Genomic DNA, 12,587 nt, shown 5'->3' with positions numbered 1-12,587 from the left:
TATTTTCACATACTTACCCGATCCTTTATAACCGTTACACAATCGAACGAATGCTCTCTTTTTTTGCCCACGCCCTCCCCTACACTAAAACTACATAACAAAGATAATGCGAGTGAAGGGTACTTTTGTGCGAAAAACAATAATAGTTAACCGCTGCGCCTCTCTAGCCAGCTTATCCCTACTAAGTCCCGAGCTCTGGGCAAGCGGAACAGCTCAAAATGACGAGTTGGCACTGAAAGCTTTAATCTTCGGCTCTTTGGCAATTGTTTTTGGTGGTATGAGCTTCGTCCTAGGCAGACTTAACTCCCGCCTTAAGAACAACATCGAGAGCCACCAAGCAACAGAAGTGATGATGTCGAAGCTAAGTAGCGCTGTCACCAACAGCGGTGCAAGTATCGTCATGACCGATGCAAATGGTGTAATCGAGTACGTAAACCAAAAATTTTGCCGAAACAACGGCTATCTTCATCATGAGGTAATTGGTCAAGCCATCGACATTCTCTCCCCAGAGAGAAGAGTTGATGAAGCAGATATTCAGCTTCTCGACAACCGATGCCTTAAAGCCAGCTGGGAAGGAGAAGCGCTTTGTTTGAAAAAGAACGGCGCACAGTATTGGAGCGCAATTACAGTCGCGGCTGTGTATAACCGTGACCGCATCATTACAAACTATGTGATATCCGCCATCGATATTAGCGCATTGAAAGACGCCAACAGTAAAATGCAAAACTTGGCTCTTTTTGACTCCTTAACTGGATTAGCCAATCGCCGCCTGTTTATAGACCGACTCCATCAGTCGATTCTGAGCGCTCGCCGACATAAACACAGTTCTGCGATCATGTTTTTAGACCTTGATCAGTTTAAACGGATCAACGATACCCTTGGACATCAGGCTGGAGACGAGCTCCTGGTTACCATCGCTGAGCGTTTAAAAACCTGTGTTCGTAAACAGGATACGGTTGCGCGTCTTGGTGGTGATGAGTTCACCATCTTGCTCAATGACGTTTCGAACAATGATAAAATTGCCGCTATCGCAGAACATATCCTGACGATTCTTAAAAAGCCCATTAAGCTTGGCAAACACGAAGTCATTATCTCGACCAGCATTGGAATTACCATTGCGCCAACAGACTCAACAAGTAGCGAAACTCTGATGCGGAATGCCGACATGGCCCTTTACAAAGCAAAAGAGAGAGGTCGCGATGGTTTCTGCTTCTTTACCGAAGAACTAAACGTGCGCGCCAGCCATTTGATGGAGATTGAACATGAAATGCGTCACGCGCTAGAAAACGATGAGTTTTATCTCCATTATCAACCCCAGGTCGATCTTAAAACCAATCAGATACAGAGTGTTGAAGCGCTCATTCGCTGGCGCCACCCTACTAAAGGTGAAATATCACCTGTTGATTTTATCTCCATTGCAGAGGAAACAGGCTTGATCATACCCATCGGAGACTGGGTGATGAAAAAAGCCTGTAGTGAAATTCAACAACTCAACGAAAATACAGGCTTAAACATTCGGGTAGCAGTTAACTTGTCGACAAGGCAATTCACCGACTTAAAACTGGTCAATACCGTCGTTGAAGCGCTTGAGCAAGCGGGCATGGACGCGAAAAACCTTGAGCTTGAAGTAACAGAGAGCATGCTCATGGAAGATATGGAAACAGTTATCGACCAACTCAATCGTATCAAAGCCGCGGGATCGACAGTGACAATTGACGACTTTGGCTCCGGTTATTCGTCATTCAGCTATCTAAAAAGCCTCCCTGTCGACATTCTGAAAGTGGATAGAGAATTCGTACGGGATGTCCCTGACGACCTCAACGCCATGGAGATAACGTCAGCCATTATTGCTGTAGCACACAAACTAAATCTTAAGGTGGTAGCAGAAGGCGTAGAAGACATCGATCAGCGGGATTTTCTCAACATTAACCGCTGCGACTATGCGCAAGGCTACCTTTTTAGCAGACCGCTGGGATATGCAGATTTGCGTAAATTCTTTCTTGAAGACCAACAAAACCTCAAACAAGCCGTGTAATTGCAAACCATTGGGAAATGCCGCGTAGAGTCGTTGACTCGCGTGGCGTGAACTACGTCCACCCAAAAATGTTATCTTCTTCGCGTAACAAAGTGTAATCAGAGGTATACTATTGTTACTGAAAATAAAGAATCGGAAGAGAACACAATGCTTAGTATCACCATCCATGTTTTAGAAGTCTTGGCATTAGGCCTACTCGGCTACGTCGGTGCTCGTTCATATACTCTCGCTCGCAAACAATCTTTACAGCTCAAAGGCGCTCACAGCAGCAGAGAAACCCAAAACACATACGATGACGAAATCATCATTGTCGAAGAAGATAAAACTCAAAGCACTTACAACACGCGCATTACGGCTCTCAAAGAGGCACAGATATTTTCCGGAATCCAAATGATTCCAGTTAAACGAGAGTTCACTGATCTATTCAGTCCTCAGCTAGTTTGGTTACGAGATGCCGTCTCTCTTTACTTGATCGGAGCATCTGACTACATCGCCAAAGAAGCGAACTGTGACCTAAAAACCCGAAATAAATTCAATGCACTCGTATTAAGCTCAACGCTAAAACTGAGCGAAGCAGAACTTAGCCAAGCGATCAAAAAAGCGGCGGACCGGGAGCAAGGTAGTGATGAGGAGCAAATGATCATCGCAGGTGCGAAAGCAGCAAAACAATGGAAAGAAACACAAAAAGTAAGTGCAGAGCTAAAGCTTAGATCTCGCCTGAACGACTGGGGCGTGTTCGCTTAGAGCTCTTAGAGTAGTAAAACGACGCACGGACGCGATTAAGAAAAAGCAGAACAACAATAAACAAAAATCGTAGAGCAAAACAATAAGATATAAAAAAACCGCTGAAGCGCAAGCTCCAGCGGTTTTTTTTAAGTCATTCAAGAAGAGCCCTTGCAAACTATTCGCTTAAAGACGCATCTCTATACCTTGAGCCGCCATAAACTCTTTCGCTTCTTGAACCGTATGTTCGCCAAAATGGAAGATACTTGCAGCCAGTACAGCATCGGCACCACCGTGTGTCACACCATCCGCTAAATGCTGCAAATTCCCTACGCCGCCTGATGCGATGACGGGAATAGAGACAGCTTCTGAAATGGCTCTTGTCACGCCTAAGTCATAACCACTCTTCACACCATCCTGATCCATACTTGTGAGCAGAATTTCGCCAGCGCCGTAGTCGGCCATCTTTTTGCTCCACTCAACAGCATCCAAACCTGTCGGCTTACGACCACCATGAGTGAAAATTTCCCAACGCGGCTCCTCTTCGGGGCCACTTACTTTTTTGGCGTCAATAGCAACAACAATACATTGACTCCCAAAGCGCTCAGCCGCTTCTCGAACAAGCTCTGGATTAAAGACAGCAGCCGTATTAATACTTACTTTATCTGCACCAGCGTTAAGCATGTTACGGATATCTTCCAGTTTACGGATTCCCCCGCCCACTGTTAGAGGGATAAAGACGTTCTCGGCGATCTGTTCAACCATATGAATAGTCGTTTCACGCTCTTCATGGCTCGCAGTAATGTCTAGAAAAGTAATTTCATCTGCACCCTGCTCGTCGTACTTCTTGGCAACTTCAACCGGGTCGCCAGCATCTCGAATATCAACAAACTGCACGCCTTTTACAACGCGCCCCCCATCAACATCAAGGCAAGGGATAATTCGTTTAGCGAGCCCCATTACACACGATCCTTCGCGTCACTCGCATCATATCCGCTGTGCAAGTCGCTATAACTTTGCGCTTCTCTAACATCGAGTGTCCCTTCATATATTGCGCGGCCAGTAATGGCGCCACATATTCCATGTTGCGCCTGTGCAGCCAAAGCTTCAATGTCTTTCATATTAGTGACACCACCAGAAGCGATAACGGGAATAGAAGATGCTTGAGCTAGTCGTACAGTCGCCTCAACATTAACGCCTTGCATCATTCCATCACGAGCAATATCGGTATACACAATAGACGACACACCCTGCGCATCAAACTGCTTAGCAAGATCGGTCGCTTCAACACTCGAAACGTCTGCCCAGCCATCGGTCGCAACCTTACCGTCTTTTGCATCTAGACCAACAATAATATGACCCGGGAAGGCCTCACAGGCTTCCTTTACAAACTCTGGTTCTTTTACCGCTTTGGTACCGATAATTACATATTCAACACCGGCATTTAGATAGGCATCAATCGTTTCAAGGCTGCGGATACCACCACCGATTTGAATCGGCAAGTTAGGGAAGCGCTTGGCAATTGCGGTAACGATTTCTTTATGAACCGGCTCTCCATCAAACGCACCATTAAGATCAACTAGATGCAGACGACGAATCCCCTGATCCATCCAACGTCCAGCCATATCAACAGGATCGTCAGAAAACACAGTTGAGTCGTCCATTCGACCTTGGCGTAGGCGAACACATTTACCATCTTTCAGGTCAATAGCAGGGATTATTAACATAGCTTTTTCCAACTTTGGCCGACTTAAACTCGGCCATTCCAATTACTAAAATTCTTGAGCAGCTGAAGACCAGCGTGCTGACTTTTCTCAGGGTGAAACTGCGTAGCAAATACGTTGCCATCCGTAAGTGCAGCAACCACATCAACACCATAGCGACTTTGACCAGCAATTAAACTTGAATCAATTGAGGTAGGCACATAATAGCTGTGCACAAAGTAGAATCGCTCATTATCCTCAATATCATTCCACAGTGGATGTGCATGCTGACGAACTTGATTCCAGCCCATGTGTGGAACCTTCAAACGCACGCCATCTTCTTTTAGATCACTGCCAAAATAGTCTACATCACCATCAAATAGCCCGAGACAGGCGACACCACCGTTCTCTTGGCTGCGCTGCATCAGCGCCTGCATTCCAACGCAAATTCCAAGAAAAGGTCGATCTTTAGACACGTTCGCGACGATCTTATCAACGCCCAAACGATTCATTTCAGCCATGCAATCACGCATTGCCCCAACGCCCGGCAACACAACGCGATCAGCCTCCTGAATGATACTTGGATCAGCGGTCACTATGACCCGAGCGCTTGGCGCAACATGCTCAAGAGCACTAGCTACCGAGTGAAGATTTCCCATACCGTAATCGATAATGGCGATAGAATTCATAGTTCGTCTTACCTAGAACAAAAACGGCAGCGTAATACGCTACCGTCCAATACTACTAATGCGTTGCTAAACTACAGGCAACCCTTGGTCGAAGGCATGATACCGGCCATTCGATCATCAAGCTCAAGCGCCATGCGCAAAGCTCGACCGAATGCTTTAAATACGGTTTCAATTTGGTGATGGGCATTCTTACCCTTCAGGTTATCGATGTGTAAAGTCACTAAAGCGTGGTTCACGAAGCCCTGAAAAAACTCGTAGAACAGATCTGTATCAAACTTACCGACAGAGCCTTTCACAAAGGGCACATCCATCTCTAAACCAGGACGCCCCGAAAAGTCGATAACAACGCGCGACAAGGCTTCATCCAATGGCACATATGCGTGGCCATATCGTCGAATACCTTTCTTATCCCCTACCGCTTTGGCAAACGCCTGGCCCAGGGTAATCCCCAAATCTTCAACCGTGTGGTGATCATCAATATGCAGATCACCCTTCGCATGTGCCTCAATATCAATCAAGCCGTGGCGACAAATCTGATCAAGCATGTGCTCAAGAAAAGGCAAACCAGTATCAAATTTCGCCTCCCCAGTACCATCAAGATTTACGGCAACCTGGATTTGCGTCTCTAGGGTATTCCGCTCGACTTGCGCCGTTCTCGCGCTCATGCATCACTCCAATTGGTTTCTATTAAGGGCCAACCCAGACGTTGCACCCGTTAGGCGCGGAATTATAGCCTGATTCAACGCCTGAGCCTACCGTCAAAAACACAAAACCCCCAGCCAGAGCTGAGGGTTTTGATTCGATTACGACGGCCAAGATTTACTCAGCTTAAAATCACATCAAACTAACCGTTTAATTCTTCCTGAATGTTTTCGATATAGGTATCTACCATTGATGTAAACTCATGCTTAACAACTGGCGCTATGGCCATCTTCAATAGCTTAGGCATCGGCAATTCGAGCTCAGCAGAACTCACTAACCGCGCAGTAGTGCCCGAACCCGACTCTTCCAACGACCACTTACCGGAAACAAGCGCGTTGCCCTCGCCTTTAACCGGAGTCCATTCAACAGTGCCCTCATTCTCATCCGTTTCATACGTGCTTGCGTACACCGTTTGTATCGCATGATCACCCAGACCGACCTTGTCCATTTCCCATCGATAAGTGCCGTCACCAAGATCTATCAGTTGATCCACTTTTGGAAAATGCTCAGCCGATTTTGGCACATCAGAAAGCAAGGCAAACGTCGTCGCCAAATCAGCCGAAACCGTAAAAGACTTATCGATATCAATATTCACTTTGAACGCCATGGAGATTCCTCTTGTCTAATTGTTATTGGCGCGTTAGCGTTAGCGCGCTTGAGACAAATCATAAACACTTCGCACTTAAAAAGCATGTCTCATGACAACAACTCATATTAGATTCTCGGCCAACACACAATTCTCTCTCCTATGATCCCGAATTCTGGCTTTACCTCACAGCTTCTCTCCTGGTTCGACACAAACGGAAGAAAAGATTTACCGTGGCAGATAGACAAAACCCCCTATCGTGTTTGGGTTTCAGAAATCATGCTGCAACAAACCCAGGTGGCAGCGGTCATTGGCTACTATCAAAGGTTTATGCGCCGTTTCCCCACCATCGAGGCGTTGGCCGAAGCGAACGAAGACGATGTGCTCGCGCACTGGGCAGGGCTTGGATATTACGCTCGGGCACGCAACCTACACAAAACTGCCAAAATAATTTCCGAGCAATGGGAAAATGAATTCCCAAGAAGTCTCGAGGAGGTAATGGCCTTGCCCGGGATCGGACGCTCAACCGCGGGCGCAATACTATCCATATCCTTTAAAAACGCACACCCCATTTTAGATGGAAACGTAAAGCGGGTGCTTACCAGACTGCATGACATTGAAGGCTGGCCAGGACAGAAACAGATTGAAAATCAGCTTTGGAAACTAGCAGAACGATATACCCCAAATAAACGCTGCGATGACTACACACAAGCAATCATGGATTTCGGTGCGACGCTTTGCACGCGGGCTAAACCGGAATGTTTATCCTGCCCTTTTGTCGACACTTGCTTAAGCTTCAAGAACGAGACAGTAAAACAACGCCCCTCATCAAAACCGAAAAAACCGAAGCCTGTTAAAGAGCTATGGATACTTAAAATGGAATACGAAGCATCCATTTTGTTTGAGAAAAGACCCTCTACAGGAATTTGGGGAGGGCTTTACTCACTCCCCGAGCTAAGCCGAGAATTTAGCTTTGATGAAATAGAACAGCAAGTTGAACAAAGCCTAGGGCTACGCTGTTTGTCGATTGCTGAAGAGACGCCCTTTAAGCATATCTTCAGTCATTACACGCTCATGGCATACCCAGTACAAATTAGCTGCGCAAAACCAAAGAATGTTATTTCCGAAAACACCCTGGAATGGTTAGGCCGAGACGAGATCAAGCAGAAAGGCTTGCCTGCGCCAATTAGCGCGTATCTCAGACGATAGGTTAGATTAGAAAGACTGAAACAAAAAAGCCTCGCTATAAGCGAGGCTTTCGAAATAATGGTGCCCGGTCGCGGAATCGAACCACGGACACGGGGATTTTCAATCCCCTGCTCTACCGACTGAGCTAACCGGGCATGTTTTATACAGTGTTGCTTCACTGGGCTTTACCTACTCCAATACGCTTAGAACGATGGGGTTGGATTAGCGCTTCGTTGAGGCTGTGCCTTCAACGGGGGCGTATTAAAACCGTTTCGATTTATTGAGTCAAGCAGTTTTATTCACTAAATGCGAACTCACTAGAAACTGGTTATTTTGTAGGCGGAACATAGCCTTCAGCCTGCTCAAAATCGTCATTACTCAAGAACTTTTCCATTTGTTCCTTCAAAAATTTACGCGCAGATGGGTCCATCATATTAAGGTGTTTTTCGTTGATCAGCATCGTTTGATGCGCCTGCCATTCTTTCCAGGCTTTCTCTGACACATTCTCATATAGATCTTGGCCAGCAGCGCCCGGCATCGGCGGAACAGCGATTCCAGGCAACTCCTCTTGATATTTTCGACAGAATACTTTTCGCGTCATTTAGCATCTCATTGAAGTTTTTAAATACAAAGCGGAGTGTAGCTTTTCCAGAATAAAAACAACACATTCTGAGCAAAATCACCCCGACCGCCAGACAAAACGGCCATCCAATGACCTAAGATCTTCAATCGAGTATCGATCACATTTTTTCGACCGCTATGGCAATCGCTGTGGTATGTCGAATAACCACCTGACGACCAACATAAGATTCTAAAAGCTCAACATCGGGCCGAACCTCCTGCTCAACGGTCTTACCATTAGAAAACACCAAAGTCGCGCTATGATTTTCCAAATCAACCGCTGTTACGGTCGCAACCAGCTCGATCACCTCAACAGATGCAGAACCAGGCGATGAGGCATCAGGAGACACACCACCGGTGAGCGCGGCACGATCCTCTACGTACTTGTCTTCATCACTTAAGTAAACCACCTGTTCCTCGATATACTCGATCGACACATCATCGCCCTTTGAAAGCGCATCAAACTGTCGAACCTCAGGCCCCAAAGTCATCGTTCTGCTATTCCCTTCCGCATCAGTTAGGGTGACAGAACGCTTCTGATAGTCGATATCAGTAACCTTCGCCTCAATTTTAGAGGTACGGGTAGCAACGCCACCTGGCACCCCTTCGACGATCTCTTTTTTCTCATCCACTTTAGCTTCTAGAGGCTTATCTACCTTTTGGCTCGTCGAAGCGCAGCCCGCGAATAAGCTAAAAATCAGAATAATAATGCCAAGCAATGGAAAAGCATGGGTATTTCGTTTCATTCCAGTGTCTCCGTGTAATTCGTTTTTGTTATCAAAGTCGATACTAAGCCGCCTAAAAGTCTTGGTTTCATCCTAACCAACTGCAACGAAACAGGGAATAGCTTCATGCCAATCGTCATTCAAATAGAGCGACTTAAAAGCCGCAATTGCATTTTGACGAGTTTAACTGTTGTTTTTCAGTTTTGTGCGCCCTATCCTCAAACGCGAAAACGAAAACACATTCTTCACGGCTTACACGGAGCGCTTTATGGCACGTTTTGAGAACATCCTCGGCACGATTGGCAATACACCATCCATCAAGATAAATAAGCTAGGCCCAAAGCACGTTAATATGTTCGTTAAAATGGAGGCATTCAACCCAATGGCTTCTGTAAAAGATCGCCTAGCTCTAGCCGTTATTGAAGATGCCGAGAAATCCGGAAAATTAAAACCAGGCCAAACAGTTATAGAGGCCACCAGTGGAAACACGGGTATCGGCCTTGCGATGGTATGTGCGCAAAAAGGCTACCCTCTTGTGGTGACAATGGCCGCCAGCTTTTCAGTAGAACGACGAAAGTTAATGCGTTATTTGGGCGCCAAGGTTGTCATTACACCGGCTCCCTTAGGTGGCCAGGGAATGTACGACAAGGCCGTTGAACTTGCTAAACAAAACGATTGGTTTCTAGCGCGTCAATTTGAGAACGAGGCCAACGCAGACTTTCACTCAAAAACCACTGCCGAAGAGATCCTCAGCGACTTCTCTGACATTGGTTTAGATTATTGGGTAACAGGTTACGGAACTGGCGGAACGCTAAAGGGCGTATCTCGAGTCCTGCGTGAAAAAAGTCCATCGACAAAAGTCATCGCGACCGAGCCTTCTGGCGCAAATTTGCTTGAGAGTGGCGTACAGCAGGAACGCAATGCTGATGGTTCGCCGGCCAAGCCGCACGAGGCTTTCTCCCCACATCCTCTTCAAGGCTGGACACCAAACTTCATTTCCAAACTGACCGAAGATGCGGTCAATTCAAAGTACATTGACCAGCTGATCACGGTAGATGGGCCTGAGTCGATTCAATGCGCACAGCGCCTAGCGCGAGAAGAAGGTGTCTTTGTCGGCATTTCTGCCGGAGGTACCTTCGCAGCCGCCCTGAAAGCAGCTGAGAGCGCGCCTGAGGGTAGCAATATGCTAGTCATGCTTCCGGACACTGGCGAACGCTACTTGAGTACGCCATTGTTTGAAGGAATCGAGATTGAGATGAATGAGGAAGAAATCGCGATCTCAAAATCAACGCCAAGCGCTCAAATGGACTGACACTCCAAATTTGATTCTGCCAGTTTTAGCCCTGCACTCTTGCAGGGCTTAGTTTAGCTAGCTCTGCTTAGTTAGATTTAGTTAGTTAGCTTTGCTTAGTTAGCTTTGGTTAGTTAGCTTCGGATTAAAATTCAACTGTAACTTTCTAGCAGCCACGGCTTTTTAATCATACTATTGCGTCATCTAATCGTCCCAATTCAACAAGAGCCTTTCGAATGAAACTGAATGTTAAAGCCAGCCTACTGAAACCCACCATCGCCATAGCGCTTGCCCTTTGCAGTCTGTCGGTAGCGGCGGTTGAGCGAGATGGTGTCAAACTGAGTGTTGGCGCGTTCTTTTCTGATATCGATAGCAGCATTGGTTCTGCCCTGATCGGCGGCAACACCGACCTGCAAGGACAGGCAAGCTTTGAAGCCGATTTACGTCTTCAGGACAGCAGCACCCAGCCCGTTTTTGATCTTGAGTGGAATTTCAAAAAAGCCCACATGCTATCGCTGAATTATTTTTCACTGGACCGCGATGGTTCTGTGATCAATTCAAAAGAATTTTCGATGGGTGAAAATGTGTTCAAAACAGGAACACAACTAGATACCCAGTTAGACTTAGACCTCTGGCAACTACGCTATGGGTATGCGCTTCATCAAACAGACGTTTCGGAATGGACGGTCACGGGCGGTTTGCACTTAATCTCATTTGATATCGGATTTCGAGGCACTGTTGCGAGCGATATTGGCGGAGGTTTGACACAAGATATTCAAGCAAGCACAGGATTTAATAACACCATTCCGCTACCGAACATCGGAACCTATTACACGCACAAGTTAGCGGAACAGTTAAACGCGCGTATAGACGCCCAGTATTTCGATATTAACATCGACACACTAGACGCACGAATGATCGCGTTTGATGCGGGCATTGAGTACTTTCATACGCCCCAACTATCAATATACACAGGCCTAAGTTATTACGATGTAAAGGCACTTTATACTCAGGATATTTCTGCAAATAGAGACATCGATTGGGATGTGAAGCTGCAATATTGGGGCCCTCAAATTTCTATGGGTTACACGTTTTAAAGAACGACGCGGCCAAGTCCAATAGAAATCCCAAATACCTTAGAGTAGAAGAAGCAACGCGCGCCATACGAGCGCGCGTTACTATCAGGAAAGCGGCGAAAAAACGCTCACCGCAAAGACCGCGTTATGAAACATGTCACGACACATTTCACTACGCAGGTCGCTTCACATTTCACTTCACACTACATTTTCTCAACAGCAATCGCCATTGCCGTAGTGTGCTTAATAACTACTTCTCGACCAACATGCGACTCAAGCAGTTCTACGTCTGGACGCACAGCCTGAACAACAGTCGTTCCATCAGAGAACGTAAGGGTTGCGGTATGGCTTTCTAAATCCACAGCGCTTACCGTTGCGACAACTTCAACTACCTCAACGGCCATTGCGCCAGGCACTTCGCCTTCAGCCGCTACAGCCTCGGCAACAGCCACACTGTCTTCAGAATGCTCATCAACGTCGTTAACATAAACAACCTGCTCTTCGACATATTCAATGACGACCTTGTCGCCCTTGCTAACCTGATCAAAGTTTACAACCTCAGGCCCAACCGTAATAGTTCTGCGATTACCCTTGTCGTCTTCTAAGCTAACGGATCTTTTTTCGTAATCAATTTCAGCAACCATCGCTTCCATTTTGGCAACGCGAGTAGCTACACCGCCAGGCACACCATCCAAGGTAACAACCGTTTCATTGACCTTGCTATCCAATGGCGCCGTCGTGTCTTCCTTCGCTTGACCGCACCCTGCGATCAACGTCAAAGCCAATGCACTAGCACCAAGTGATGGAAGTGATGGAAGTGATTTAAGACTCTTTCTCATTGTTTTTCTCCAACTGATTATTTTCAACGTTGTTTTAAGGTCACGCACTAATAACGATGCGTCACCGAAAACAGGTACATCTCTCCATCAATATCAAACTTACCTACCGATTTGGAGAGATCTAAGTCTGCGTCAATATGGCGCACATTGAGGCCGATCCAAGTATCTTTCGTCACACCCAGATCAACGCCGACGCGCGCATACCAACCAATACCAAAATCATTATCGCTATTGCTTCCCTCTTCCGGGTCAACAGGGATGTCATCTTCGCTCTGTTCCAAGTCTTCGCTTTCTGCTCGAGCATAAACAAAAAGTGGTCCGGCACCGGCATAAAACCTCAAACGATCAGCAGGCTTAAACGAACCGTAGGCTCCCAGAAACGTCTCAAACAAGAAAAAGGAATTGTCGA

Annotated in this window: 14 protein-coding genes and 1 tRNA gene; 5 read left to right on the top strand and 10 right to left on the bottom strand. The window is 46.6% G+C overall.

The features are described from left to right. The first annotated feature begins 112 nt into the window (after positions 1–112). Together A3750_RS19605 and A3750_RS19600 are read left to right on the top strand one after the other, a co-directional pair. Positions 113–2,035: a bifunctional diguanylate cyclase/phosphodiesterase gene (locus A3750_RS19605; RefSeq protein WP_231871894.1), complete on the top strand. Its 1,923-nt coding sequence runs from the start codon at positions 113–115 to the stop codon at positions 2,033–2,035. A gap of 147 nt (positions 2,036–2,182) precedes the next feature. After that, positions 2,183–2,779 (top strand): hypothetical protein, encoded by a 597-nt coding sequence (locus A3750_RS19600; RefSeq protein ID WP_068458666.1) that lies wholly within the window; start codon positions 2,183–2,185, stop codon positions 2,777–2,779. A 165-nt stretch (positions 2,780–2,944) separates the two neighbouring features. Here the strand turns inward: A3750_RS19600 and hisF are convergent, their stop codons facing one another. From hisF to A3750_RS19575, 5 genes are all read right to left on the bottom strand, one after another. Next, positions 2,945–3,718, bottom strand: coding sequence for an imidazole glycerol phosphate synthase subunit HisF (hisF, locus tag A3750_RS19595; protein WP_068458667.1), 774 nt, complete (start codon positions 3,716–3,718; stop codon positions 2,945–2,947). After that, complete coding sequence (gene hisA, locus A3750_RS19590; RefSeq protein ID WP_068458668.1) at positions 3,718–4,485, bottom strand: 1-(5-phosphoribosyl)-5-[(5-phosphoribosylamino)methylideneamino]imidazole-4-carboxamide isomerase; 768 nt, start codon at positions 4,483–4,485, stop codon at positions 3,718–3,720. Before hisA ends, hisF begins: the two co-directional genes overlap by 1 nt. Before the next feature lie 23 nt (positions 4,486–4,508). Next, the gene (hisH, locus tag A3750_RS19585) at positions 4,509–5,150 is read right to left on the bottom strand and encodes an imidazole glycerol phosphate synthase subunit HisH (protein ID WP_068451365.1); all 642 of its coding nucleotides are present in this window, start codon (positions 5,148–5,150) and stop codon (positions 4,509–4,511) included. Positions 5,151–5,221: 71 nt separating this feature from the next. Beyond that, positions 5,222–5,815 carry an imidazoleglycerol-phosphate dehydratase HisB gene (gene hisB, locus A3750_RS19580; protein ID WP_068451368.1) on the bottom strand — a complete coding sequence of 198 codons (594 nt, stop codon included), beginning with the start codon at positions 5,813–5,815 and terminating at the stop codon, positions 5,222–5,224. 179 nt (positions 5,816–5,994) lie between these two features. Continuing rightward, positions 5,995–6,459 (bottom strand): SRPBCC family protein, encoded by a 465-nt coding sequence (locus A3750_RS19575; protein ID WP_068451371.1) that lies wholly within the window; start codon positions 6,457–6,459, stop codon positions 5,995–5,997. A gap of 141 nt (positions 6,460–6,600) precedes the next feature. On the opposite strand from A3750_RS19575, the gene mutY reads away from it, so the two are divergent. Continuing rightward, the gene (gene mutY, locus A3750_RS19570; RefSeq protein WP_068451374.1) at positions 6,601–7,647 is read left to right on the top strand and encodes an A/G-specific adenine glycosylase; all 1,047 of its coding nucleotides are present in this window, start codon (positions 6,601–6,603) and stop codon (positions 7,645–7,647) included. Positions 7,648–7,705: 58 nt separating this feature from the next. Here mutY and A3750_RS19565 read toward each other — a convergent pair. The 3 genes from A3750_RS19565 to A3750_RS19555 all read right to left on the bottom strand — a co-directional run bounded on the left by A3750_RS19565 (position 7,706) and on the right by A3750_RS19555 (position 8,993). Further along, positions 7,706–7,781: transfer RNA gene (locus A3750_RS19565), tRNA-Phe, on the bottom strand. Positions 7,782–7,954: 173 nt separating this feature from the next. Further along, positions 7,955–8,227, bottom strand: a complete 273-nt coding sequence (locus A3750_RS19560) for an oxidative damage protection protein (RefSeq protein ID WP_068451377.1) — start codon at positions 8,225–8,227, stop codon at positions 7,955–7,957. A gap of 139 nt (positions 8,228–8,366) precedes the next feature. Continuing rightward, on the bottom strand, positions 8,367–8,993 hold the full coding sequence (locus A3750_RS19555) for a hypothetical protein (protein WP_068451380.1): 627 nt from the start codon (positions 8,991–8,993) through the stop codon (positions 8,367–8,369). A 247-nt stretch (positions 8,994–9,240) separates the two neighbouring features. Between A3750_RS19555 and A3750_RS19550 the strand changes: the two genes are divergently transcribed. Beyond that, complete coding sequence (locus A3750_RS19550) at positions 9,241–10,284, top strand: PLP-dependent cysteine synthase family protein (protein ID WP_068451383.1); 1,044 nt, start codon at positions 9,241–9,243, stop codon at positions 10,282–10,284. A gap of 215 nt (positions 10,285–10,499) precedes the next feature. Then, positions 10,500–11,360, top strand: coding sequence for a hypothetical protein (locus A3750_RS19545; RefSeq protein ID WP_068457991.1), 861 nt, complete (start codon positions 10,500–10,502; stop codon positions 11,358–11,360). Positions 11,361–11,542: 182 nt separating this feature from the next. On the opposite strand, the gene A3750_RS19540 is transcribed toward A3750_RS19545, so the two are convergent. Further along, entirely contained in the window at positions 11,543–12,178 is a 636-nt protein-coding gene (locus A3750_RS19540; RefSeq protein ID WP_068457989.1) for a hypothetical protein, read from the bottom strand. 47 nt (positions 12,179–12,225) lie between these two features. After that, positions 12,226–12,587 (bottom strand): hypothetical protein (locus A3750_RS26430; protein ID WP_197475173.1); only part of this gene is annotated, 362 nt, incomplete at its 5' end.

It is taken from the genome of Oleiphilus sp. HI0079 (assembly GCF_001635105.1).
Note: the sequence above shows the minus strand (reverse complement) of the source record. Positions and strands in the feature narration are given on the sequence as shown.

Excerpts from the sequence above, each read along its gene's own strand:
- A3750_RS19545 (WP_068457991.1), top strand. The coding sequence starts at position 10,500 with ATGAAACTGAATGTTAAAGCCAGCCTACTGAAACCCACCATCGCCATA.
- mutY (WP_068451374.1), top strand. The coding sequence starts at position 6,601 with ATGATCCCGAATTCTGGCTTTACCTCACAGCTTCTCTCCTGGTTCGAC.
- A3750_RS19575 (WP_068451371.1), bottom strand. The coding sequence starts at position 6,459 with ATGGCGTTCAAAGTGAATATTGATATCGATAAGTCTTTTACGGTTTCG.
- hisB (WP_068451368.1), bottom strand. The coding sequence starts at position 5,815 with ATGAGCGCGAGAACGGCGCAAGTCGAGCGGAATACCCTAGAGACGCAA.
- hisA (WP_068458668.1), bottom strand. The coding sequence starts at position 4,485 with ATGTTAATAATCCCTGCTATTGACCTGAAAGATGGTAAATGTGTTCGC.
- A3750_RS19600 (WP_068458666.1), top strand. The coding sequence starts at position 2,183 with ATGCTTAGTATCACCATCCATGTTTTAGAAGTCTTGGCATTAGGCCTA.
- hisF (WP_068458667.1), bottom strand. The coding sequence starts at position 3,718 with ATGGGGCTCGCTAAACGAATTATCCCTTGCCTTGATGTTGATGGGGGG.
- A3750_RS19555 (WP_068451380.1), bottom strand. The coding sequence starts at position 8,993 with ATGAAACGAAATACCCATGCTTTTCCATTGCTTGGCATTATTATTCTG.
- A3750_RS19550 (WP_068451383.1), top strand. The coding sequence starts at position 9,241 with ATGGCACGTTTTGAGAACATCCTCGGCACGATTGGCAATACACCATCC.
- A3750_RS19560 (WP_068451377.1), bottom strand. The coding sequence starts at position 8,227 with ATGACGCGAAAAGTATTCTGTCGAAAATATCAAGAGGAGTTGCCTGGA.
- hisH (WP_068451365.1), bottom strand. The coding sequence starts at position 5,150 with ATGAATTCTATCGCCATTATCGATTACGGTATGGGAAATCTTCACTCG.
- A3750_RS19540 (WP_068457989.1), bottom strand. The coding sequence starts at position 12,178 with ATGAGAAAGAGTCTTAAATCACTTCCATCACTTCCATCACTTGGTGCT.